Annotated in this window: 15 protein-coding genes; 11 read left to right on the forward strand and 4 right to left on the reverse strand. The window is 48.9% G+C overall.

The annotated features are described in order from the left end of the window. The first annotated feature begins 102 nt into the window (after positions 1-102). The 11 genes from ACOIT5_RS07085 to ACOIT5_RS07135 all read left to right on the forward strand — a co-directional run bounded on the left by ACOIT5_RS07085 (position 103) and on the right by ACOIT5_RS07135 (position 19,707). Complete coding sequence (locus tag ACOIT5_RS07085) at positions 103-3,447, forward strand: TonB-dependent receptor (RefSeq protein WP_423129775.1); 3,345 nt, start codon at positions 103-105, stop codon at positions 3,445-3,447. Positions 3,448-3,483: 36 nt separating this feature from the next. Next, entirely contained in the window at positions 3,484-5,196 is a 1,713-nt protein-coding gene (locus ACOIT5_RS07090) for a RagB/SusD family nutrient uptake outer membrane protein (RefSeq protein WP_423129776.1), read from the forward strand. 96 nt (positions 5,197-5,292) lie between these two features. Next, positions 5,293-7,470: an alpha-glucuronidase family glycosyl hydrolase gene (locus tag ACOIT5_RS07095; protein WP_423129777.1), complete on the forward strand. Its 2,178-nt coding sequence runs from the start codon at positions 5,293-5,295 to the stop codon at positions 7,468-7,470. 38 nt (positions 7,471-7,508) lie between these two features. Further along, complete coding sequence (locus ACOIT5_RS07100) at positions 7,509-9,419, forward strand: sialate O-acetylesterase (RefSeq protein ID WP_423129778.1); 1,911 nt, start codon at positions 7,509-7,511, stop codon at positions 9,417-9,419. A 22-nt stretch (positions 9,420-9,441) separates the two neighbouring features. Continuing rightward, positions 9,442-10,896 (forward strand): MFS transporter, encoded by a 1,455-nt coding sequence (locus ACOIT5_RS07105; protein ID WP_423127517.1) that lies wholly within the window; start codon positions 9,442-9,444, stop codon positions 10,894-10,896. 38 nt (positions 10,897-10,934) lie between these two features. Continuing rightward, positions 10,935-12,071, forward strand: a complete 1,137-nt coding sequence (locus ACOIT5_RS07110) for an endo-1,4-beta-xylanase (RefSeq protein WP_423129779.1) — start codon at positions 10,935-10,937, stop codon at positions 12,069-12,071. A 96-nt stretch (positions 12,072-12,167) separates the two neighbouring features. Beyond that, positions 12,168-13,139 (forward strand): glycoside hydrolase family 43 protein, encoded by a 972-nt coding sequence (locus ACOIT5_RS07115; protein WP_423129781.1) that lies wholly within the window; start codon positions 12,168-12,170, stop codon positions 13,137-13,139. Positions 13,140-13,286: 147 nt separating this feature from the next. Further along, the gene (locus ACOIT5_RS07120) at positions 13,287-16,172 is read left to right on the forward strand and encodes an AAA family ATPase (RefSeq protein WP_423129782.1); all 2,886 of its coding nucleotides are present in this window, start codon (positions 13,287-13,289) and stop codon (positions 16,170-16,172) included. 353 nt (positions 16,173-16,525) lie between these two features. Then, complete coding sequence (locus tag ACOIT5_RS07125) at positions 16,526-17,083, forward strand: RNA polymerase sigma factor (RefSeq protein ID WP_423129783.1); 558 nt, start codon at positions 16,526-16,528, stop codon at positions 17,081-17,083. A gap of 22 nt (positions 17,084-17,105) precedes the next feature. Beyond that, complete coding sequence (locus tag ACOIT5_RS07130) at positions 17,106-18,569, forward strand: APC family permease (RefSeq protein WP_423129784.1); 1,464 nt, start codon at positions 17,106-17,108, stop codon at positions 18,567-18,569. Positions 18,570-18,627: 58 nt separating this feature from the next. Continuing rightward, complete coding sequence (locus ACOIT5_RS07135) at positions 18,628-19,707, forward strand: class I SAM-dependent methyltransferase (RefSeq protein WP_423129785.1); 1,080 nt, start codon at positions 18,628-18,630, stop codon at positions 19,705-19,707. Positions 19,708-19,829: 122 nt separating this feature from the next. On the opposite strand, the gene ACOIT5_RS07140 is transcribed toward ACOIT5_RS07135, so the two are convergent. The 4 genes from ACOIT5_RS07140 to ACOIT5_RS07155 all read right to left on the reverse strand — a co-directional run bounded on the left by ACOIT5_RS07140 (position 19,830) and on the right by ACOIT5_RS07155 (position 23,785). Next, positions 19,830-21,035 carry an ABC transporter permease gene (locus tag ACOIT5_RS07140; RefSeq protein ID WP_423129786.1) on the reverse strand — a complete coding sequence of 402 codons (1,206 nt, stop codon included), beginning with the start codon at positions 21,033-21,035 and terminating at the stop codon, positions 19,830-19,832. Further along, a complete protein-coding gene (locus tag ACOIT5_RS07145) occupies positions 21,036-21,851 on the reverse strand; it encodes a class I SAM-dependent methyltransferase (protein ID WP_423129787.1) in 816 nt (271 codons plus the stop codon). It abuts the gene before it with no gap. A gap of 48 nt (positions 21,852-21,899) precedes the next feature. After that, the gene (gene rbfA / locus ACOIT5_RS07150; protein WP_423129788.1) at positions 21,900-22,238 is read right to left on the reverse strand and encodes a 30S ribosome-binding factor RbfA; all 339 of its coding nucleotides are present in this window, start codon (positions 22,236-22,238) and stop codon (positions 21,900-21,902) included. Between the two features lie 170 nt (positions 22,239-22,408). Next, positions 22,409-23,785, reverse strand: a complete 1,377-nt coding sequence (locus ACOIT5_RS07155) for a TrpB-like pyridoxal phosphate-dependent enzyme (protein WP_423129789.1) — start codon at positions 23,783-23,785, stop codon at positions 22,409-22,411. Positions 23,786-24,211 lie beyond the last annotated feature (426 nt).

Raw genomic sequence — 24,211 nt, forward strand, 5'->3', positions numbered from 1 at the left:
ACACTCAGTAATTAACTTAAATGTAGAATTAAACAGTTCGAATTTATGAAAAAAAAACGATGTAATCCTGCTTTTCGAAGCGGGTGGAAAAATTTCTTTCTTATGATGAGAATTACTCTATTTTTCCTCATTCTGGGACTGGTACAAGTCTCGGCGAGTGTTTACTCGCAGCAAACCAACCTAAGTGTTAAGCTGGAGAAAGTAAAAATTGAAGAAGTTCTGAAGAACATCGAAGATCAAAGTAATTTCTACTTTCTTTTCCGCTCAGATCACCTCAAAGATGTTCCGGTGGTTGATATTGACCTGAAAGGCGCCAGCGTTGAACAAATTCTGGATAAAGTGTTGGTCCCTTACGGTTTTTCGTATGAAATTGACGACCGGATTGTCGTGATCAAGAAAAACGGCGAAACGACCAGCCTGAACGACTTCAGACAACAACAGGGCGACCGTACGGTGAGAGGCGCCGTGACCGACTCCCAGGGAAACACCCTGCCCGGCGTCACCGTTATTGTAAAAGGAACGACCACCGGCACCATTACCGCTTTCGACGGAACCTACACCTTATCAGGCGTTCCGGCAAATGCAATCCTCCTATTCTCTTTTGTAGGAATGGAATCGCTGGAAGTTGAGGTAAACAACAGAAGCCAGCTGAATGTAACCATGCGGGAGCAAACAATCGGTATTGAAGAGGTGATTGCTGTTGGCTACGGAACCATGAAGAAGCTGGATGTGAGCGGATCGATTGTATCTGCTAGTGCCGAAGTTCTGAGAGAAGTTCCTTCCGTCAACGCATCTCAGGCATTACAAGGTCGCCTGCCAGGCATTGAGATGTCGCAAACATCAACCCGCCCCGGAGCCACCATGCAAATCCGGATTCGCGGTGAACGCTCACTGAATGCAACCAACGATCCGTTAATTGTGGTGGATGGGATCCCTTTTGCAGGTTCAATTAACGACATCTCGCCAAATGATATCAAAAGTATCGACATCCTGAAAGATGCTTCATCCACCGCTATTTATGGCTCACGCGGGGCCAACGGTGTGATTTTGGTTACTACATTCAGGGGTAACGCAAACACCAAAGCATCCATTTCGTACAATGGTTATTACGGTGTAAAAACAGTTGCAAAAGAGTACCCGGTGTATAACGGGGAAGAATTTCAGGCTTTTAAACATGCTACGGTGAACAGTTCCTATAAGGATCAATACACTCCGTTGGAACAGGAAATGATAGCGGCCGGAAAGGAAACCGACTGGCAAGACCTGATGTATAGCAACGCTATGGTGACAAATCACGATGTAAGCATTTCGACAGGTACCGACAAAGGAGCTTATCTTTTTGGCGGAAGCTACTACAATGAAACGGCTGTACTGCCAGGACAGGAATATACCCGTTATTCACTGCGTACGGCCGTCGATCAGGAAATCGGCAAGTACATCAAAATCGGATTAAGCTCTCAGAATTCGTACGCAATAACCGCCGGCGACAGCGCCTCCGTGATGAATAATATCATCACCCTATCTCCGTTGATGCCGGCTTTTAACGACGATGGAAGTATTCGCGAGATACCCACCGTCGGCCATGTAGACACTTATTATAATCCTCTTTTACTGAAGAATTCCAAATTATGGCAGGAAAAAAGAAAGCGTTATGCCACCTTTAATTCACTCTTTGGAGAAGTCAAATTAACAGACTTTCTGAGATACCGTCTTAATTTGGGTTTAAGCCATTACAGCGAAAATTACGGCAATTTTTATGGCTCGTTAACGCCGTTTAAAAACGGAAGTATTTCATCAGCAACAGTTCAAAACAAACACTTTACGTCCTGGACAGCAGAGAATCTGTTATTCTTTGACCAGGTTTTTGCCGAAAAACACCGTGCTAATGCAACACTGATGTATTCGGCAGAGCAGTCAGAATTCAGCCAATCACAGATGGATGCTGATAATATTTCAGCAGATTATTTGCTTTGGTATAATTTGGGATTAGCCGACGGAGCCAAAACAATCGATGCAAAAGATCAGGCATATTACAAACGTGGTTTAAAATCGCTTATGGCGAGAGTGATGTATGCTTTTGAAGACCGTTATACCCTTACTGCAACCTGGCGCCGCGACGGAGCTTCAGTATTGGCATCCGGCCATAAGTGGCACAATTATGCCGCCTTTTCGGCAGGCTGGAATATTGCCAATGAATCGTTTCTGAAAGATGCTAACGCGGTCGACCAATTAAAGTTACGCGTCGGCTACGGGCAAACATCCAACCAGGCAATCGACGCTTATTCAACATTGGGACGGTTGTCGCAGGTGCCGTATAACTTCGGATCGAATCTGGTGTATGGAGCTTATGTTACCGATCTGCCCAATCCGGGGCTGGGATGGGAGTATACGAAGAACTACAACCTGGGTATTGATTTCGGATTCATGAAAAACCGCCTTACAGGTTATATCGATTTATACAAACAAAAAACCAGTGATGTTTTGTACGCGGTACAATTGCCGCAAAGCAGCGGAGTATCAAATAAGATCTGGCAGAATATCGGCGCTACCGAGAACAAGGGATTTGAATTCGCGTTGTCGGCCCAAATTATTAAGCCGCATGAAAAAGGCGGTTTCGGATGGGACATGGATTTCAATATCTATGCAAATCGCAATAAAATCGTAGCCCTGAACAGTGGTGTTACCCAGGACATCGGAAACGGATTCTTTGTAGGCCAGCCGATTAATGTAATCTACGACTACGTCAAACTGGGCATTATCCAGGAAAATGAGGCGCCTTACCTGGGAACTTATGCTGCCGGCAAAATCAAAGTTGACGATATCGGCGGGGGCCCGAACGGCGAACCCGATGGCCAAATTACGGCCAGCGGCGACCGAAGAATCCTTGGAACATTTGAACCCGATTTTGCAGGAGGATTTTCTACCCGCCTTTATTATAAAAATTTCGACTTATCCATCGTCAGCTTCTTTAAATCGGGAGGCATGCTGGTCAGTACCATGCACATGCCGCATAGCTACCTGAGTACCAATAACGGACGACGCAACTCGATAAAAGTGAATTACTGGACCCCGGAAAATCCTTCAGGAACGTATCCACAACCCGGTAATCAAAACTCTGCCGAACAGGATGACTGGGGCTCGACACTTGGGTATTTTGATGCTTCATTCTGGAAAGTAAGGACAATTTCCCTGGGGTATACCTTCGATCCTAAACTGCTTGCCAATATTGGTTGCAGAGACGTACGGGTCTATTTTACCTGCTTAAATCCGTTTACCATGTTCTCACCATATATGGACGCCGGCGGTCTTGACCCCGAAGCAACAGGAAGCGGTCCTCAGGGCGCGAATACTTCTCTGAGAGGAGGCCTTACCGACCGTATTTTATCAATCGGCGCCAATACTCCTCCTACCCGTAATTTCTTAATCGGATTGAATGTGAAATTTTAAGCAGCTAAACAATTTAACTCAAAAAACATGAACAGTATGAAATCACATATTTTAAATATGCTTATCGGAATGATGCTGCTTTTTTTAGCTTCGTGCAGTGACATTCTGGATGAACAACCACGATCGGTATTAACGCCCGATCTTTTTACGACAAAAAAAGGGATTGATGCCGGTCTTACCGCTGCTTATGATGGCTTACGTTACATCTCGGGTGCGCAGGCATCGCAATTCAGCACCCAGTACGGTACCGACGAATTTACCACGGGAGAAGGGACCCCGGTCCAGTCATTGGATATGTCGAACGGCTCCAATCCCATTAATGCAAGTACCGGCGACGTCAGTACATTCTGGAATAATCTTTTCCCCTTCATCAATACCTGTAACGGGATTATTGAATATGGCACCGAAGCCGGAATGGACGAAAGCCTGATTGCCGAAGCTTATTTCCTGCGGGCCTACTATTATTTTCAGATGGTCAGAATGTTTGGAGGTGTACCACTTGATCTCGGCTCGGGCGAGTTGAAGTTTAATACCAGCCAAAGTAACGTTTCACGCAGGAATACGGAGGATGAGGTGTATACAGCTATAATTGCCGACCTGAAACAGGCCGAAACAAATCTGCCGGTCAATCCGCGTCTGCCGGGTTGTGCTTTTAGGGCAACCGCAATCCATTTTCTGGCAAAAGTTTATTTGACTCATGGAGACTATCAGTTGGCTCTCACGGAAGCAGAAAAGTTACTGAGCCCGGCCAATCCTTACACCGAGAATTCATACGGGATCGCCTTGTTGACGTCTTATGCTGAAGTCATCCGACCAACCAACGAACACAACAGCGAAGTACTGTTTACCTGTGAACATACGAATGAGTCGTATGAATTTAACGAAACAGCCGCAGGCTTTGGGTCCGGCCCTACCGGAAAAGACGATCGTTCCTGTTCGTATTACACACCCAACTATCCGGCCAGGTTTAAATTAAGAAACAGCGATGCCGGAGGAGTCCTGTTACGGACACTGGAATATCAACGTCCGTGGATGCGTTTTACGAGTACTCATTTCCTGAGACAGGTTATTTTCGCGGATAAAACCAACGATTCCCGGTACCATGCCACTTTCTTTACCGCATATCTGAATAACAATGTGCCGGTAACCGGCCTTCTCGGCACACCACTGGAGGTGGGCGATACCGCTTTTGTTTTTGCCGATAACGAAGTTTCAGATGTATACAAAGCCACCAAAAACTACCGGATTTATAACCCCAGTGAAATTACACGGGAAATATTTCCGGGTGTAAAGAAATTTGCCGATCCAAACAGGAAAGATGTGAACGACGCCTCAGGCCGCCCTTTCATCCTGGCAAAACTGGCCGAGACATACCTGATTGCCGCCGAAGCAGCTATGGAAACGGGTGACAACACCAAAGCCCGCAACTATATTTTGGTTTTGCGAAAACGCGCCGCAAAAGAAGGGCGTGAGCAGGCCATGATTGACACTACACCGGCAACAATCGATATCAACTATATTCTTGATGAGCGTTCCCGCGAGTTGTGCGGTGAACAACATCGTTGGTTTGACCTGAAACGCACCGGGACGTGGCGTACCCGTGCCGGCAGTTATTCCATCAACGGAACCAATAATTTTCCGCGCGATATTAAATTGCACTACGATCTGCGTCCTATACCCCAGGGTCAGATTGACCTGATGGGAAACTCAGATGCCGAAAAGGCAGCTTACCAGAATCCCGGTTATTAACCCGGTTTAATAACCGGGAACCCTTCAAAAAAGGAGTTGTGTCAGTTACAACTCCTTTTTTGAAAATCAATTTTTATCATATGGAATGTCATTTTGATGAATAAAAAACTGTTGTTGAGACGACTCATCGCCTGCGTCATTGTCTCGGGCCTGTTATCGGCCCTTCATTCCGATGTTCTTGCCCAGGCAGATGCCGTGGGACAGGATGGTTCGAAATTATGGTTTACGACCATGAACCCGGCAACCAAAGCGATGGCAGAACGCCCTCTTTCCATTTGTATTCAGCAGAAATCAAGCGTTTTTTCGATAATCAGCGAAGAACTGCAAAACGGCTTGAGCATACTTTTTGATACCGCGATCCCGGTCGGCAAACGCCTGCAGGAAGGAGCAGTATATGTGGCAACTTCCCAAGTCAACAACATCACCCGGTTTATCGACACAAATGAATTCAACTCTCTGGGGGACGACGGTTTTATTATCCGGTCGTTTTCATCGCCAAAAATGGTTCTCATTGCCTCCAATACCGAACAAGGCGCTTTGTATGGCGTATTCAGTTACCTCAGGTTGCTGCAAACCACCGACAGTTCGCTTCATGTTATCGATATCAAAGAAATTCCGTCGTACCGGCGCCGTATTCTGAACCACTGGGATAACCTGGACGGCAGCGTAGAACGCGGGTATGCCGGACATTCAATTTGGAAATGGGATGAACTACCCGGAAAAATCAGTCCGCGCTACAGACAATACGCCAGGGCCAATGCGTCAATTGGCATCAACGGAACCGTGTTGAACAATGTAAATGCCCGACCGGAAATCCTAAAACAGGAATACCTGTTAAAAGTGAAGGCAATAGCCGATGTCCTCCGGCCCTACGGCATGAAAGTTTATCTTGCTGTCAACTTTTCTTCACCCAAAGAACTGGATGGCTTGGCTACAGCCGATCCGTTTAATAACGACGTGAAAGACTGGTGGCAGAGAAAAGCTGCTGAAATTTATCGGTTGATCCCTGATTTTGGCGGTTTTCTGGTGAAAGCCAACTCGGAAGGCTTACCCGGTCCGCAAGATTTTGGACGCACCCATGCCGATGGCGCCAACATGCTGGCCGATGCCCTGGCTCCTTTTGGAGGAATCGTGATGTGGAGGGCTTTTGTGTATAATCCCGGAGGAGACGACCGGGCCAAGCAAGCTTATAACGAGTTTATGCCATTGGACGGAAAATTTCGCCCGAATGTGATGATCCAGGTGAAAAACGGTCCAATTGATTTTCAACCGCGCGAACCGTTCAGCCCCTTGTTTGGCAACATGAAGCAAACCAGACTGATGCCTGAATTGCAGATTACCCAGGAATATCTTGGCTTCTCGGATCACCTCGTGTATTTAGGGACTCTTTTCAAGGAATTTTTGGATGCAGACACCTACACCCTGGGAAAAAATACAACAGTAGCGCGCCTCACCGATGGCTCCGTATTTCAGAATTCAACTACCGGAATTGCCGGCGTTGCGAACATTGGAGACAATACCAATTGGTGCGGCCATCACTTTGCACAGGCCAACTGGTATGTTTTTGGCCGTTTGGCCTGGAATAACCGCTTAAGTGCAAAGGAAGTTGCCCTGGAATGGTTGAAACAAAGCTTTACGCACGATGAGCAATCTCTTGCCGAACTGTCCGGGCTGATGATGCAATCCCGGGAAGCCGCCGTCAATTACATGACCCCTATCGGACTTCACCACCTGATGGGATGGGACCATCATTATGGCCCGGAGCCCTGGTGTACTGTTCCCGGCGCCCGACCTGACTGGCTTCCTTCTTACTATCACAAAGCCGACCACACAGGAATCGGTTTTAACCGTACTTCCACCGGAAGCAAGGCTGTCGACCAATACGCCGAGCCGCTCAGGTCAATGTTTGATGATCCGGCGCTTTGCCCGGAAGCCTTTTTGCTTTGGTTCCACCATCTCCCGTGGGATTACACACTTCGTAACGGGAATGAATTATGGGCAGAATTATGCTACAAATACAGTTCGGGAGTCGATGCAGTCAAAAGGTTTCAGAAAATCTGGGAGAACAACCGGGAAAACATAGACTCTCAACGTTTTACCGACGTGACGAAGAAACTGGCCATCCAGGCAAAAGAAGCTATTTGGTGGCGCGATGCTTGTTTGCTTTATTTCCAAACTTTTTCCCGGCAGCCGATTCCACCCGACCTTGACCGGCCGGTCCATCAGCTGGATGAGCTGAAAAAATTGAAATTCAATTTGAAACATCATAATTAGAATGGCTTCATTCCTCCATTGGTGATAAAAATAAATGTATGAAAATCAGAAAACTAATCCTTCTTACTTTACTCTTCCTGATAGCGCTTCCCGCCAAACCTGAAGTTCGCTTGCCCCGCCTGATCAGTAACGGCATGGTCCTTCAGCGCGACCAGCCGCTGAAAATCCGGGGTTGGGCCGATTCTTCAGAAAAGGTAAAAGTTGAGTTCGCCGGGGAAACTTACCAAACCAAAGCAGATAAACAGGGGAACTGGCAGGTGGAGCTTCCGGCCATGGAGGCTGGCGGACCGTACCGCATGAACGTGAACGAGCTTGAGATCAACGATATTCTTATTGGCGACGTCTGGCTGGCTTCCGGGCAGTCGAACATGGAACTGCCGCTTCGCCGGGTAACGGATTTATATGCCGGTGAAATCAGGCAGATCAACAAGCCGGTCATCCGGCTGTTCCGTTCGTCCACCCGCAAGGAACCGGATACGGCGCAGGACGATTATCCCGATGGATCGTGGTTGCCCGCTACGCAGGAGAATATCATGGAATTTTCGGCGGTTGCCTGGTTTTTCGCCAATGAACTGCATAAAAAATATCAGGTGCCAATCGGCGTCATCAGCACGGCTATTGGCGGCTCTCCTGCCGAAGCCTGGCTAAGTGAGAAGCCGGTAGTCAAATACCTGGACAACTGGCTGGCCATACAGGCACAGGCAGACTCTGCTCGTGCCAGACGTATTGCCGAAGAAGGAGAAACGCCTCCCTTTGACTGGGGACTTGAAATCAATAAAAATGATCCGGGCGTCGGCCTTTGGTCGAAAACCGATGTGGATATTTCGGGCTGGGCAAACATTTCATTGCCGGGTTACTGGGAGGATAAAGGCGTGGCGCTGCAGAATGGTTCCATTTGGTTTTATAAGGAGTTTGAAGTGGTCGATTCGCTGGCTGCAAAGGAAGCTATTCTTCGCCTGGGACGTATTATCGACAGCGACTCAGCTTTTGTAAACGGCAGCTTTGTCGGGACGGTTTCTTACCAATACCCTCCCCGGATTTATCCGATACCAAAAAGTCTGTTGAAGCCCGGTAAAAACACACTAATGGTCCGCGTGTTCAGCCAAGGCGGACGTGGTGGCTTTGTGGAAGAAAAACCCTACGAAGTCCGTATCGGTTCGCAAACCATTGATCTGACCGGCGATTGGAATTACCGGACCGGCGCTGTGCTCAACCCGCCCCGCGAACAAGGCGGCGGCGGATTTAAGCCGGGAGGTTTATACAACAGCCTCATCCATCCGGCTCTCAGTTACAGTCTGAAGGGCGTGATTTGGTACCAGGGCGAAACCAATGCCGGACGGGGAATGGAATACCGGCAGCTTTTCAAGGATTTGATTACCGACTGGCGCATACAATTCAACCAGCCCGAGCTGTCGTTTTTGTTTGTGCAACTGGCTAACCTTGGCATCCCAAATAAACAACCGGTTGAAAGCGGCTGGGCCAGCCTGCGCGATGCGCAGCGCCGGACGCTGGAGCTGCCCCATACCGGCATGGCTGTGGCATTTGACCTGGGCGAATGGAACGACATTCACCCTTTGAATAAAAAAGAAGTTGGACGTCGCTTGTTCCTGGAAGCCCAACGCGTAGCTTACAGCGATGGCGCCGTCGTAAGCTCCGGGCCGCTTTATGAGTCGATGAAGGCCGAGGACGGCAGCATCGTGCTCACCTTCTCGTCGGTTGGCGCTGGATTATTCGCCAACAGCCTGCTCCGGGGCTTCCAGGTTGCCGGCGAAGATGGCCGCTTTGTGTGGGCTGATGCGGTGGTGTTTTCGAAAAACACGGTAAAAGTTTGGAGCCGGGAGGTAAGCCATCCCACCGCGGTGCGCTATGCCTGGGACGACAATCCGGCTGAGGCCAATCTTAAAAATAAGGAAGGCTTGCCCGCTTCGCCTTTTACAACGGAAGATTAAAAACCAATAAATAACAACCTGAATGAATACAACTTCTCAAAGAGTCCCTGTTTTTGAAAAGATCGGCTACAGCCTGGGCGACCTGGCTGCCAACCTGGTTTTTCAGACATTAATTACCTACCTGGCCTTTTTTTACACCGACATTTATGGCCTGAAAAACAACGATGCCTCACTGATTATGCTCGTTGTCGGGCTGGTTGCTGCTTTCGCGTTTAACCCCGTAGTCGGGGCCATTGCCGACCGCACACGTTCGCGCTGGGGCAAGTTTCGTCCATGGATCCTGTTCACATCAGTCCCGCTGGGCATAGTCGCTTTGCTGGCCTTTTCAACGCCTCATTTTTCATACCAGGGTAAGCTGTTTTACGCCGCGGCAACTTACACGCTGCTGCTGATGCTTTATGCCTCGAACAACTTACCCTATTCCGCCCTCAGCGGGGTAATTACCGGCGACATGGGCGAGCGCAACAGCATCTCCAGCTACCGTTTTGTGGCCGTGATGTTTGCCCAGTTTTTTGTACAGGTGTTTATGTTACCCATTATTGAATACGCAGGCGGCGGCGATAAGGCAGCCGGTATGGAAACGGTGATGACCTGGCTGGCCATTGTTGGAACGCTGCTGCTGATAATTACTTTTCTGACCACCCGCGAGCGTATTGTACCCACAGCAGAGCAAAAATCGAGCTTGAAGGAAGACCTGTCGGACCTGATGAAAAACCGTCCCTGGCTGATTATGCTCGCCGTTACAATCCTGATTTTCATCACCCTGGCCATGAAGGGTGGTTCTTACGTGTACTACTTTAACAACTATGTCGACCAGCAGGTGTTGGAACAGTTTATCAGTCCTGTTCTGGCAGGGCTTTCGTCCATCGGGTTCAACTTTTTTGGTAACGACCCTACCTCGGCCGGTTTCGGCTTATTCAATGCCGGCGGTATCATTTTCATGATTGCCGGAATTGCCCTGTCGAAAAGACTGGCCGACAAATACGGTAAACGGGATGTATACCGGAACGCCTTAATCGTGTCGACCGTGTTTATCCTGATTTTTTACTTCTTCCCGCCCAAAAGTGTGGGCTTGATGTTCGCCTCGCAAATACTGCACGGTTTCTTCTATGGAATGACCATCCCGGTACTCTGGGCGATGATTGCTGATGTAGCCGACTTCTCTGAATGGAAAAACAACCGCCGGGCAACAGCAATTATTTTCTCGGCTATGATGGTCGGACTGAAAGCCGGTTTGGCTATCGGCGGCGCCTTGGTAACCTGGATCCTGGGCCTGTACGGTTACATCAATAAAGATACAGCAGAGGCCGGTCAAACGATTGTTCAGCCCGGATCAGTAACCGCGGGAGTGAAAATGCTCGTGAGTGTTTACCCCTCCATCCCGTTTTTGCTGGCGGCCGGGCTGTTGTTCTTTTATGTGATCAATAAGAAAATGGAAGTGCAGATCCAGAATGAACTGACGGCCCGCCGGAAATAAAACGAATAACCGGAATTTTCAATCTTAAACAATTCAAAATGAAAAAAATGAAATCCGCTTTTTTATACCTGTTGGTTACCGTTGTGCTGCTTTCAGCCTGCAGGGGTGAAACACCGGCAGACAAAAAGCCTGCGTTAAAGTCCGCTTTCGCCGGCAGGTTTTACATTGGCACAGCCTTAAATGCCAGTCAGATCACCGGCAGGGATTCTGCCGGGATCCGGGTTGTCAAAGAACAATTTAATGCCATCGTGGCCGAGAACTGCATGAAAAGTGCAGAGATTCAGCCCCGGGAAGGCGAATTTGATTTCTCGCTGGCCGACCGGTTTGTCGATTTTGGAGTTGAAAACGGGATGTTTATCACCGGTCACTGTCTGATCTGGCACTCGCAGGCGCCACACTGGTTTTTTACCGACAGCCTGGGCAATAATGTTTCTGCCGAGGTGATGACCGAGCGGATGAGAAATCACATTCATACGGTTGTTGGCCGTTACAAAGGCCGGATTAAAGGCTGGGACGTGGTAAACGAGGCGATTCTCGAAGACGGATCTTACCGGAAGAGTAAATTTTATGAGATCCTGGGGGAATCGTTTATTCCTTTGGCTTTTCAGTTTGCACACGAAGCCGACCCCGATGCCGAATTGTATTACAACGACTACAACGAGTGGTATTCCGGGAAACGTGATGCGATTGTACAAATGGTCCGCAACCTGAAAGCCGGCGGAATCCGGATTGACGGAATCGGCATGCAAGGGCATATTGGCTTGGACAGCCCATCGCTGGAAGATTACGAAGCGGCCATGGTGGCCTATGCCAACGAAGGTATGAAAGTGATGATTACCGAGCTGGATTTATCAATTTTGCCTAACCGCAGACGGGACGTAGGGGCAGATATCGCTACAAATATGGAATATCAGCAGGAATTGAACCCATACACCGATGGCCTGGTCCCGCAGGAAAAACAAGACGAGTGGGATGCCCGGATGGTGGATTTCTTCAATTTGTTTCTGAAACATTCGGAAAGTGTAAGCCGCGTGACCTTATGGGGCGTTTCGGACGGCGATTCGTGGAAAAACAATTTCCCGGTCCGCGGGCGTACAGACTACCCGCTGCTGTTCGACCGGAACCACCAGCCAAAATCAGCAGTAGAAAAAATTATTGAGTTAACGAAAGAGTAGGGTCATCCCGAACTTGTTTCGGGATCTCTTGCGATAAAAGGGAGATCCTGAAACAGGTTCAGCATGACAGCTGAATATAGAAAAACCAATAAAAAAATGAAAAAAGCAAAATACCTGGTGCCGGATTTGTACACGGCCGATCCGGCCGTACATGTGTTTAACGGCAAACTATACATTTACCCCTCGCATGATATCGAATCGGGCATTCCCGAAAATGATAACGGCGATCATTTTGATATGCGCGATTATCACGTCTTTTCGATGGATGATGTTGACGGCAAGGTAACCGATCACGGGGTAGCGCTCGATGTGAAAGACATTCCCTGGGCCGGCCGCCAGTTGTGGGATTGCGATTGCGCCTGCAAAAACGGCAGGTATTATTTGTACTTCCCGCTGAAAGATCAAACCGACATTTTCCGCATCGGGGTAGCCATCGCCGATCAGCCTGAAGGACCTTTCATTCCGCGGGATGCGCCCATGAAAGGCAGCTACTCAATCGACCCCTGCGTGTTTCGCGACGACGACGGATCTCACTACCTGTACTTTGGCGGCTTGTGGGGAGGCCAGTTGCAGCGCTACCGCAACAACAAAGCCATTGAGTGCGGGCACGAACCAAAAGATGATGAACCGGCATTGCCATCGCGCGTGGTGAAACTAAGCGACGACATGCTCGAATTTGGCGAAGAACCGCGCGAAGTCATCATCCTGGATGAAAACGGCCAGGCATTGAAAGCCGGCGACCACAACCGCCGTTTTTTCGAAGCCTCCTGGATGCACAAATACCAGGGGAAATACTACTTTTCGTATTCAACCGGTAATACCCATCTGCTGTGTTACGCCATCGGCGACAGCCCCTGCGGGCCTTTTACCTACAAGGGAATCATCCTCACCCCGGTGACAGGCTGGACCACCCATCATTCCATTGTTGAATTCAACGGAAAGTGGTACCTGTTTTTTCACGACAGCGTACCCTCCGGCGGCAAAACCTGGCTGAGAAGCATCAAAGTAGTGGAACTGGAATATACCGGCGACGGCAACATCAAAACCATTGAGGGCGGAGCCGGATAATCCGCAGGGGATAACTCGCAGATTACAGCCTGGTTGCCAGGCAAATCAATCTTTCTCCTAACCATTCGACTCATATTCATACCCTGGTTAAACCAAAAGTCCTAAACCGGTGTTAATCATGTATATTCCCGGATTAATACCAGTATAATGACAAATAACCGGATCATCGGAAAAACGGAGGAATTGGGCAGTCTGAATCAGGCGCTGCAAAATGCTGCCCGGGGCATTCCGCAAGTGGTATTTATTTCCGGTCCGGCCGGGATTGGAAAGTCAACATTGATTCAATCTGCTGATTACCCGGAAACTTCCCGGTTCTTTGAAACGAATGTTCTGGAAGAAGAAATTCCTTCTTACAGCATTATTGCCAATTTTTTGAGGCAGTCAAAAGTTTTTGATCATCGTGAAGCCGATGCTGAACTAACCCGATATGCCGGTTATTTTTTACCGGAATACCGAACCGAAGATTCTCCGGAGGCCGATTTCGACCTGCTGATACAGGTTTTTCGCAAAGCATTGGCCACCTTAACAAAACAGGAATTAGTAGTTTGGGTTATTGAGGACCTGCAATGGGCCGACACGGCCAGTCTTGACATGATCACCGGACTCATTCCGTCAGGCCAGGAGTTCAATTTAGCCATCCTGGCTACCTACCGGAATGAACAGATCGGCCGCGATCATCCGCTCCGAAGGATCAGAACAAAACTTCGCCGGAACCGATGGTTCTCCGAAATCGGGCTGCAACCATTCACCGAACAGGAAATCAATGATTTTATCGAACGGTTTTATCATCATCGTCCCTCCCCCGAGTTCGCCCGTACCCTTCACTATCAGACCGGAGGTTTGCCCTTGCTGATCAGTGAAATTATGCAAAACCTCCGGGAAAAGCATCTTCTCTTCACCGGCGGGAACGGCCTGATGTATTTGAAACAGATGGAGAACTTCCCGGTCCCGGAAAACATCAGGGACCTGGTGGTTTTACAAATGAACGAACTCTCGCCCGATGCACGCAACCTGGCCGAGATTGCTGCCAGCTACAGCATGGAATTCCCAATCACTTTCCTCGAAAAGTTTGTTTCTTCTTTTCATGTTATTGACGAGTTAATCGATAAAGGAATTATCCTGGAAAAGAGCGCCGGTACCGGCACCTTTCGCCATGCGCTGTACCGCGAAACCATCCGCTCGGAAATCTTATGGTCGCGCCGGCGTGAAATTTACCGCAAAATAGCCGAAGAACTCGAAAAACAACAAGCATCCGACGCCATCCTCGCCGACTTTTATTACAAAGCAGGATTGACCGAGAAAGCCCGCCCCGCCTTTATCCGGCTCGCCCGAGAAAGCTGCGAATTATTCGCCTACCCGGATGCAGCGCGTTGGGCTGAGCGCGCTTTGAGCGATTGGCCCAAAGGAGACCATGAAACAGAACGATTGAGCATTCTTGAAGAGTTTGTTCATTGCAGTAAAGTACGAGGCGATTTTAACAACGCCCTGAAAGCCCTGAAAGAAATCTCCGAAAGCGACCAGCTGATCAACCACCGGGAAAAACTTGCACAGATATACCGCGAGATGGCAATGGTCTCTGGATTACAGGGTGAATGGACGGCATACAAACAATACCGGACCAGGGCAGCAGAATCATTTGTTGCTGCCGGACTGCCGGGAGAAGCAGCCCTGGATTATATGGACCTGGCCGAGCGCTTGATCGGTGAACTAAATTTGCTTACCGCGAACGAATACGCCGAAAAAGCCGTAGCGCTTGCCGAAATCAGCGGGCATCGGGAGTTGCCGGCCCGCGCCCTGGGGCTTCAGGGGTACATCCGTTCATTTAGAGGAGATACTGAGGCCGGAATACAACTTGCCAAGGAGGCTATTGCCATGGCACTGGATACCAACGACGTATCGGTTACCGCCGAAGCCTACCGCCGTTTGGCCGGAACCATTGAGTACGCGTCCAAATTTCGCGAAGCAATTGATGTATACGAAACGGCCTACCGCTTTTGTAACACCAACAAGCTCGACTACCACGAAACCCAATGTCTCGGGTGTATGTCGTGGGTACTCATGCGCCTGGGCGACTGGAAACGGGCTTTCGATACTTGCCGCGAGATTATCGAACACAAAGGCTCGAAAACCAACTCGCAGGCAACGGCAAACACAGTGTTGGCAATTCTGCGCAGTTACCGCGGCGAGATCAAAACAGCCGGCAAACACCTTGCCCTGGCTGTCCGGTACGCGGCAGATATTCATTCCATGATCCACAAGTTATTGAATAAGTGGGCCGAAGCACTGATTGCACAAGGCGAAAACGACATCAGTGCAGCCCGGCAGGCCTTCACCGAAATGCTCGACATTTGGTTTCAAACCGAAGACCGGCACGACGCCATCTCGGGCCTTTGTGATGCCACATCGTTCTTTGCCCTGCAAAACGACCGCAAAGAACTGAACCACACGATCAAAGCGCTGACCGTCATCTCCAACATAAATAATAACCCGGAGGCGATCGGGATCTTATCCTTTGCCATTGGCGCATCTTTGTCGCTGAACAACGAACACGAACAGGCCGTTGGGCATTTCCGGAAAGCCCTTGAATACACCGGGAAAGTAAATATCCCTCTCCAGGCAGCCATCATCCGGTTTCACCTGGGCCTGAGCTGGCAAAACCTGGAATTGAATGCTGAAGCGGATGAATGTTTCAGGCAGGCTTACGAAACTTTCAAAAACCTGGGGGTCAGGTATTGGTGTTCAGTAATTGACCAGCAGCGTATGCAAACTAAACCTGATCGACAACTGGCCGAGCCTGCCGCTTCTGCCGGGAAAAGTCCTGCTTTTCAACTGACTGACCGGCAACACGAAATCCTGGAGTTACTCACCAACGGCTTTTCAAACAAAGAAATCGCTTCGAAAATGAACCTAAGCACCCGAACCATCGATATGCACCTGCGGAATATTTACGACCGGCTGAACTGCCGTTCGCGTACCGAAGCCACCAAAATCGCCTTTGATTTCGGATTAATCAGGGCCAGAAATACACTGTAAATCTGCTACCTTCCGGCATTAACCGTCCTGCCCGTCGTTCACCGCCAATCCCTGAAATTCTCCCTTCTCACACCTTCCGCCACGACAAAAAAGGAAGCTTTACCAAACAAACTCCCGCGATTCATTCATTACGATCAGGTTGACAGCAAACAGGCAGAAAGCAGAAGTTTAGTTTTCACGACAAGATGAATCTCTTGTCCGGAGTCAAACCGTCGGCTTAAACCCGACATGGCACGACCCTACGGTAATCTTTCCTTTTTCTTACGGCAATCATTTACTTCAGTACAGTAATTTACGTCTGGCAGCGCCTGTTGCCGAAGGGTAATTTTGTAGTGTAAAAATTGATGAAAGCTATGGAAATTTCAGTTCACGAGAAAAAAAGGACTCAGCCGGTAAATGAATTTCATTTACAAATAGAGCCTTTAGGCAAAAAGCTACAGCGTTTTGCCGGTAGGATCCTTCGCGACGAGGAAGCGGCAAGGGACGTGGTCCAGGATGTTTTCTGCCAGCTCTGGCAAAAGATACAACGACTCGAAATCATCGAAAATATTGAAGCTTTTGCCATAACAATGACCCGGAATCGTTGCCTGGACTACCTCCGGATGAACCGTGTTGCGCCGGCAGAAAGTAAAATAACTAATTCAGATCAGGGTGAAAGCAGTGACCTGCAACACCGGATGGAACTTTCGGAAGCAGCAAACCTGGTGAAATCGCTCATCGCCGGATTACCCCACACCCAGCGGGAAGTTATTTATCTCCGGGATATCGAACAATATAATTTTGATGAGATATCCGAAATTACTTCACTGAAATATAATGCCATACGTGTCAATCTAACCCGGGCCCGGAAAAAAGTAAGGGATGGATTTCGGAAGTACTCGGAACACGGGTTACATCAGATGGCACAATAAACAATTCAAAAAACAGAAAACAATGCAGGAACAATTCAAAAGAACACTTGGGACAAAAGATGTTATGGTGAGCGGAATCGCGTTGGTCGTAGCTGCCAGCACCCTGGTAAGCGACTTTCAGGGTTACTTCCGCTTTGGCATCTATTTTATTTTTGCTGTTGCGGCAGCATTTGTCGTGAACCTGCTGCTTGGCCTTTCAGCAGCCGACTTAAGTACCGCCTATCCGAAAGCCGGCGGTTTATATCATTTTGCCCGCAATATCTTCCGTTCCGGTTTCGGAAAATGGGCCGGACTTTTTATCGGGATCACCTTTTTCTGTACCCTGTCCTTTGTGATGGCCGGTGAAATGCAGGCCGGGGCCATGAGCTTCCGGGGATTATTTGCAGAAAATACAAGCCTGACAGGATATATTTTCATACTGGGCGTACTGGCGCTCATTCCAAACCTGCTTGGAATTAAGACCGCCGCATGGGCCAGCGCCGTTTTGCTGATCTTCATGATCGGCATTCGCTGGTTTTTTGGAATCGCGGGCTTTCTCAACCTTCCCGAAGATACGGAATGGAGGCTAAGCAACCTGTTTGTTGAACCGGAACAAACGCAATGGTTCGGCAATAATGGTATCCTGACGGTCGGTTTTACACTGGCAATCTGGAGTTTCATTGGGATTGAGTTCGCAGCCAACCTGGCGGAAGAAACCAAAAACCCGGGAAAAAGCATCCCCAGGGGTATCATATGGGGACTGGTGATCATTGCGCTGACATCGCTGGTGATGGGTTACGGAGTAAGCGGTTCCCGGAGCCTGGCCGAATGGCAGTCGCTGGTAAACAGTCCGGCCGGTTGTTATGGCGACTGTCCGCAGTTGGTGGTAGGCAACAGTTTTTTTGGCGAAACCGGCCTGTTGTTGATGTCGCTGGCTTCGGTTTCGGCCACGCTTGGTACCTTAACAGTTGCTTTTGCTGCGGTATCGCGGGTTATTTACAGTCTTGGAAAAGATCGCCTTTTTCCGGGCCACACTTCTGCCTTTTTTGGCAGGCTGCACCCCAAATTCAAAACCCCGGCAAACGCGCTGGTCCTTACCTTTTTGGTCTTTTCCGTGGTGGCCGTTTTCGGTGAAAGCGTCATCGATTTGATTTTTTCATCGGCCTATCTCTGGATCATCTTTTACATGATCTTCCACCTGTTCTCATTGACCAACCGGCTGCTGCACCCGCTGAGTATCCGGATTTTTGTGAATCGCCGGTATCTGATTTCTCCGGTCGCCGGCTTTGTTTTAACCGCTGTTACGCTCTATGTAGCATTCATCGGCGCCCATGCTTATTACGGATTACGGGCCCTGATGGTACTGGGCTTCGCCCTGGCCATCACCCTGATCAGCTATTTCTACCAAACCCTGGAAATACCTATGTTCCGGTCGGTCAGGCCATCATTTTACCCGGTAAAAACCCGGTTTACCAACAAATCATTCAAACAATCGGATAAAAGCTGAGCACGCGGAGCAGGATAAAAATTCAACCGAAACAAATAATCATTCAAATTTTACGAATATGAAAACAAAAGAAGTAATCACATTCAATCAGGAACGAGCTGAATTATTCTCGGAAAAATTATTAGGTTTTTTGAACGGCGGCACCTTGGCGCTGATGATCTCCATTGGGCATCGTACCGGGCTTTTTGATACCATGCGGGAAATGAGACCGGCAGGATACCAGGAAATTGCGCGGAAAGCCGTTCTGAACGAACGTTACGTAAAAGAATGGCTGGGCGCCATGGTCACCGGCGGAGTGGTGGAATACGACGAAGTCTTGAATCTCTATTATTTGCCTGCCGAACATGCGGCATTTTTAACTCGCCCGGCCGGCGCCGGTAATATGGCCGTATTCTCACAATATATCGGGGTACTGGGCGCTGTTGAAGACGATGTTGTTGATTGTTTTTATGACGGTGGAGGCGTCCCTTACGAGAAGTTTCACCGTTTTCACGAAGTGATGGCCGAAGACAGCGGACAGTCGGTACTTTCATCGCTCTTTGAGCATATCCTGCCGCTGGCGCCGGGACTGAGTGAGAAACTGGAAGAAGGGATTTCGGTGCTCGATATCGGTTGCGGCAGCGGACGTGCCATGAATCTGCTGGCCGAAGCTTTTCCGAAAAGTACTTTCACCGGGCTCGACCTTTGTGAAGAACCCATCCTCCGGGCCAGGAACGAAGCCAACCTGAAAGGCAATACCAACATTTGGTTCGACCAGGCCGATCTTACTTACTATGAACCCGATATCCGCTACGATCTGATCACGGCCTTTGACGCCATACACGACCAGGCCCGCCCCGACAAGGTGCTTTCAACGGTTTACAAGGCGCTCAAAGCCGACGGACTTTTTCTGATGCAGGACATCGATGCCTCATCGCACCTGCATAAAAATTCGGAACATCCGATCGGAGCCTTGTTATATTCCATCTCCACCATGCACTGCATGACCGTCTCGCTTGCCCAGGGAGGCATGGGACTGGGAACCATGTGGGGAGTCGAAACAGCAGAGAACATGTTAAAAGAAGCCGGTTTCAAAAAGATTGAGATCAAACGGTTGAAGCACGACATTCAAAATTGCTATTACCTGGTGAGGAAATAATCGCTGTTTTTTACCTGAATATCATCATCTTCCAACGAATCAAAAGTCGCCCCTTCATCGGGGGTTGATTTTTGATTTCTTTTTTTTACATGAGCAGCGATTATCAAATCCGTGCTCAATCTCTACTCGTTTGCCAGGCTTTTTACGGGGTACCAGGCAGCCAGAAAACCGATCCCCAGCACAATCAGGAAGGTCGCCAGTACATCAACAAGTTGTAGCTGTACCGGGTAAGCCGAAATGGCAAATGAGCCGTCTCCGGGTAATTTCAGCAACTCAAAATTCTTTTGCGCCCAAACCAGGACAACACCGAGGATTAGCCCGCTGATGGCGCCCGAGATGGAAATCAGCCAACCTTCAAACAGAAAGATCATCCGGATTAACCGGCGATTGGCGCCCATGCTTCCCAGGATATGGATATCATTCTTTTTGTCAATAATGATCATGGTTAGCGAACCGAGCAGGTTGAATGAAGCGATCACCAGAATAAAACTCAGGATTAAAAAACTGCTCCATTTCTCCGAACGCATCACCCGGTATAAAAATTCGTGCTGCTCTACACGGTCCTGCACCAAATAACGTTCACCCAACAGTTCCTTTACCTGGTTTTTTACCTGTTTGATATCGGCGCCGTCAGTTAATTTTAATTCAAGCGATGTCACTCTTCCTTCCATCTCGAATACCGTACGGGCAAATCGGATGGGAACCAGGATATACATGTTATCAATTTCCTGCTGTACCGAAAAAATACCGGTTGGGAACAGGTATCCGTGGTTAAGCGCGCTTTCCATGTTAAGCTGATTCCGGTTTTCCTTTTTGGGGTAATAGATATGAACCGGATCGACAAAGGTCAGTCCCACCGACAAATCATAAGCAACCCCCTGCCCGATAACAGTAAACGGGCGGTCGTCCTGTTCGAGCAGGAAACGCCCTTCGGTCAGCATGGTATCGAGACCTGAAAACGAGTTGTAATTTGTTGCCACCCCTTTTACCACCGCATACTTTTGGCGATCGTCGTACTGGAGCAGGGCATTGTCTTCTACGACCTCCATGATAGCAGCGATGCCTTCCATCTGATACAGACCTGCCAGTCCGGCTTCATCAGGCGAGAAGTTTTTGCCTTCCACCACCGTGATCTTCAAATCGGGATCGAAACTGGAAAGCAGGTCGCGAATAAAAAAATCAATGCCGTTGAAGGCCGAAAGGACCACAATCAGGGCCATCGTTCCCACGGCCACACCAACCACCGAGATGGCAGAGATCAGATTGATGATGTTGACTGATTTCTTTGAAACCAGGTATCGGCGCGCTATGTAAAATGCCAGTTTCAACTATTTCCAGGCTTTAACGATTAATCCGGTGCCGGTGGCATGTTTGCCCTTCACATCCATATAATTCAAAAAGGCAGCCACCGGAAAAACAAACAGGTAATAAAACGGTAAAAGCGCGAAAAAAAGTTTGCTCAGCCCCAGCAACTGAATGGGGTATTTCATCGATAAGCGCCACGACAACTTACCGGGGGCGCCATAGGAATAACGTGCTTCCACCCTTGAAAAGCCGGCCGATCTTAGCTTATCTTCAATTTCGCCGAAGTTGTAGCCATCGCGCACATGCTCATCCACAAAACCATGAACACCTTCATCGGGATGATGGTCGTGCACATCCGATCCGCCCTGGTCAGAAGGCGTTGATATGAGTAAGATTCCGCCGGTTTTCAGCGATTGGTGAAAATTTTTAAACACCAACACATCTTCCTCAATGTGTTCCATCACGTCAATCGAGAGGATGAGGCTGAATTTATCGGCCTGTACAAAACGGGTCAGGTCGGCTACTTCGAACCGGACCCGCTTTGCCCGGTTAATTTGTCCGAAAAACCGGTTGCAATCGGCAATTTGTTCTTCTTTTACATCAACCGCCAAAATCGTTGCTCCCGGGAACATCCGGCTCATCCGGTACGAGTACTGTCCAAAGCCCGAACCGGCATCGAGGATCGCAAAGTTTTCGGGAAACTCCGCTTTTTTCAGCTCTTTCCGCACATGCCAGGCGCGCAGCAAAAGCAAATCGAGCAAGCGGTAGAACAGTTTTCTCAGGGCGGGAGTTTGGTTGAAAACCTGACCCAGCGTATGTTTAATCGGATCGTACTGCATATGTTTAGTTCTCAGTGACAGTCTTCAGTCGCCAGTTTCGTCGACTTTTTATGATTTCAGCAAATCGTCAATGTGGTCAATATAATCGAGACTGTCGTCGATGTAAAACTCCAGTTCGGGGACCACCCGGAGTTGTTTTCCGACCCTTCGTCCAAGGATCCCCCTGATTTTTGGGTTGGCAATGCGAATTTGCTTCAATACTTCACGGGCATTTTCAGTTGGGAAGATGCTGATATACGACCGGGCTAACGACAGGTCGGGGCTGATACGCACCACCGTTACGCTGATGATTTTTCCCATAAACAGGGTACGGCTTTCCTTTTGAAAAATGTCAGCCAGTTCTTTTTGCAACAGCCGGCTTATTTTTTGTTGACGGGTTGATTCCATGTTCTTCTGATTTTCCGGGCTAAAGTTAATCAAAAATACGGGACGGAACGGTTCGAATTGTTTTGGGATGAAAAGATTAAAACCTGATCGGGACAGCGTGAAACAGAAACAGAAGCCCCGGACGATGCCGAAACTTCTGCTCTGTTCTTACGGATAAGAAATTTTGCTGTTTATTTGGGAAGCGGATATCCTTGCAGTTTGCCCAGGTTTGCTTCAATTTCATGCTCCGGGTATTCGTAGTCCGACAATTGGCCGGCCAAGTACTTGTCGTAGCCCACCAGATCCATCAGGCCGTGTCCTGAAAAGTTGAACAAGATCACTTTTTCCTTACCCTCTTCCTTGGCTTTTTTGGCTTCGCGGATGGTAGCGGCAATCGCATGGGTGGTTTCGGGAGCCGGAATAATGCCTTCGGTTTTGGCAAACAAGAGGCCGGCCTCGAAACATTCGCTCTGGTGGATGGCTTGCGCCTCCATCAGTCCGTCGCGCAGGGCAGCGCTCACCAGCGGGGCCATACCATGATAACGCAAGCCGCCGGCATGGATGGGCGCCGGGATAAAGTTATGTCCCAGACTGTGCATCGCCAGCAGCGGGGTCATCTGGGCCACATCGCCGTGGTCGTAAATAAACGGCGCCTTGGTCAGGGTTGGGCACGAAAATGGTTCGGCGCCAATCACCTGGATGTCGGCCCCGTGAATTTTGTCGTACATAAACGGAAACGAGAGGCCGGCAAAGTTACTTCCGCCGCCGCAGCAACCAATCACCACGTCGGGTTTGGAAATACCAACCTTGGCCAATTGTTTTTTTGCCTCCAGCCCGATAATGGTTTGGTGCAGCATCACGTGATTCAATACCGATCCCAGCGAATAACGGGTTTGCCCGGTCGGGTCGGTCACGGCTGCCTCAACGGCCTCGGAAATCGCAATTCCCAGAGATCCCGGCGTATCCGGGAATTGGGCCAAAATATCGCGTCCGGCCTGGGTTTCGGTACTTGGACTGGCCACACAGGTGCCGCCATAGGTCTGCATCATCATTTTGCGGAAAGGTTTCTGGTCGAAACTTACCCGCACCATAAACACTTTACACTCAATGCCGCCAATAATGGAACAGGCAAAAGACAAGGCTGAACCCCATTGCCCGGCGCCGGTTTCGGTGGTCAGCTTTTTGATGCCAAACTGCTTATTGTACCAGGCCTGGGGAACGGCTGTATTGGGTTTGTGGCTTCCGGCAGGCGACACGCCTTCGTTTTTATAATAAATCTTCGCAGGTGTCCCCAACGCTTCTTCGAGCTCGTAAGCCCGGATAAGCGGACTTGGGCGCCATTGAAACAAAATCTGACGAATTTCTTCAGGAATGTCAATCCAGCGTTGCTGGCTAACTTCCTGTTCAATCAGGTTCATCGGGAATACCGGGGCAAGCATTTCCGGGGTCACCGGAACTCCGCCCGGTCCAAGAGGCGGGTTTAACGGTGTTGGCAGGTCGGGAGCCAGGTTATACCATTGTTTCGGCATATCGGCTTCGTCCAAGTAAATTTTCTTTTGTCTGGTCATAATTCAGTTCATTTATCAGTTTATAATTTGTTTGTATCGTCATCCGGGAAAAAAATCAGGCCATGCTGCGTAAACAACATGGCCTGACTATCTTTATCCACCTGAAAATCGTTTACGCGGGCAATAATAAACTGCGCCACCACCAATTTCCTGCATGTGAATTGAAAAGCGTCATTCTGTTTCGTACTTAATTCGCGTAAAGCTAAGTATTATTTTCGTAGCATTCAATCTAAAAAATAAACAAATTGACATTTTAAATTGATTCTTAATTGCAGTTTTTATCCGGTCGGGGCCTAATCTCAGTCGGTTTTGCCGGTTTAAAGCCCAATAAGCTAATCAGGACCTGGGTTTCAGTTCAATCCGGTCGGTCCGGGGAAATCTTTTTGCCCATTCATTCAAATAAATTTTTGTCTTTAAAGGAATCAG

The sequence above is a fragment of the Gaoshiqia hydrogeniformans genome, from assembly GCF_049347105.1.
GTDB classification, from domain to species: domain Bacteria; phylum Bacteroidota; class Bacteroidia; order Bacteroidales; family Prolixibacteraceae; genus Gaoshiqia; species Gaoshiqia hydrogeniformans.

Bases quoted from the DNA above. Each gene is read 5' to 3' on its own strand.
- ACOIT5_RS07085 (WP_423129775.1), top strand. From the start codon at position 103: ATGATGAGAATTACTCTATTTTTCCTCATTCTGGGACTGGTACAAGTC.
- ACOIT5_RS07090 (WP_423129776.1), top strand. From the start codon at position 3,484: ATGAAATCACATATTTTAAATATGCTTATCGGAATGATGCTGCTTTTT.
- ACOIT5_RS07095 (WP_423129777.1), top strand. From the start codon at position 5,293: ATGAATAAAAAACTGTTGTTGAGACGACTCATCGCCTGCGTCATTGTC.
- ACOIT5_RS07100 (WP_423129778.1), top strand. From the start codon at position 7,509: ATGAAAATCAGAAAACTAATCCTTCTTACTTTACTCTTCCTGATAGCG.
- ACOIT5_RS07105 (WP_423127517.1), top strand. From the start codon at position 9,442: ATGAATACAACTTCTCAAAGAGTCCCTGTTTTTGAAAAGATCGGCTAC.
- ACOIT5_RS07110 (WP_423129779.1), top strand. From the start codon at position 10,935: ATGAAAAAAATGAAATCCGCTTTTTTATACCTGTTGGTTACCGTTGTG.
- ACOIT5_RS07115 (WP_423129781.1), top strand. From the start codon at position 12,168: ATGAAAAAAGCAAAATACCTGGTGCCGGATTTGTACACGGCCGATCCG.
- ACOIT5_RS07120 (WP_423129782.1), top strand. From the start codon at position 13,287: ATGACAAATAACCGGATCATCGGAAAAACGGAGGAATTGGGCAGTCTG.
- ACOIT5_RS07125 (WP_423129783.1), top strand. From the start codon at position 16,526: ATGGAAATTTCAGTTCACGAGAAAAAAAGGACTCAGCCGGTAAATGAA.
- ACOIT5_RS07130 (WP_423129784.1), top strand. From the start codon at position 17,106: ATGCAGGAACAATTCAAAAGAACACTTGGGACAAAAGATGTTATGGTG.
- ACOIT5_RS07135 (WP_423129785.1), top strand. From the start codon at position 18,628: ATGAAAACAAAAGAAGTAATCACATTCAATCAGGAACGAGCTGAATTA.
- ACOIT5_RS07145 (WP_423129787.1), bottom strand. From the start codon at position 21,851: ATGCAGTACGATCCGATTAAACATACGCTGGGTCAGGTTTTCAACCAA.
- rbfA (WP_423129788.1), bottom strand. From the start codon at position 22,238: ATGGAATCAACCCGTCAACAAAAAATAAGCCGGCTGTTGCAAAAAGAA.
- ACOIT5_RS07155 (WP_423129789.1), bottom strand. From the start codon at position 23,785: ATGACCAGACAAAAGAAAATTTACTTGGACGAAGCCGATATGCCGAAA.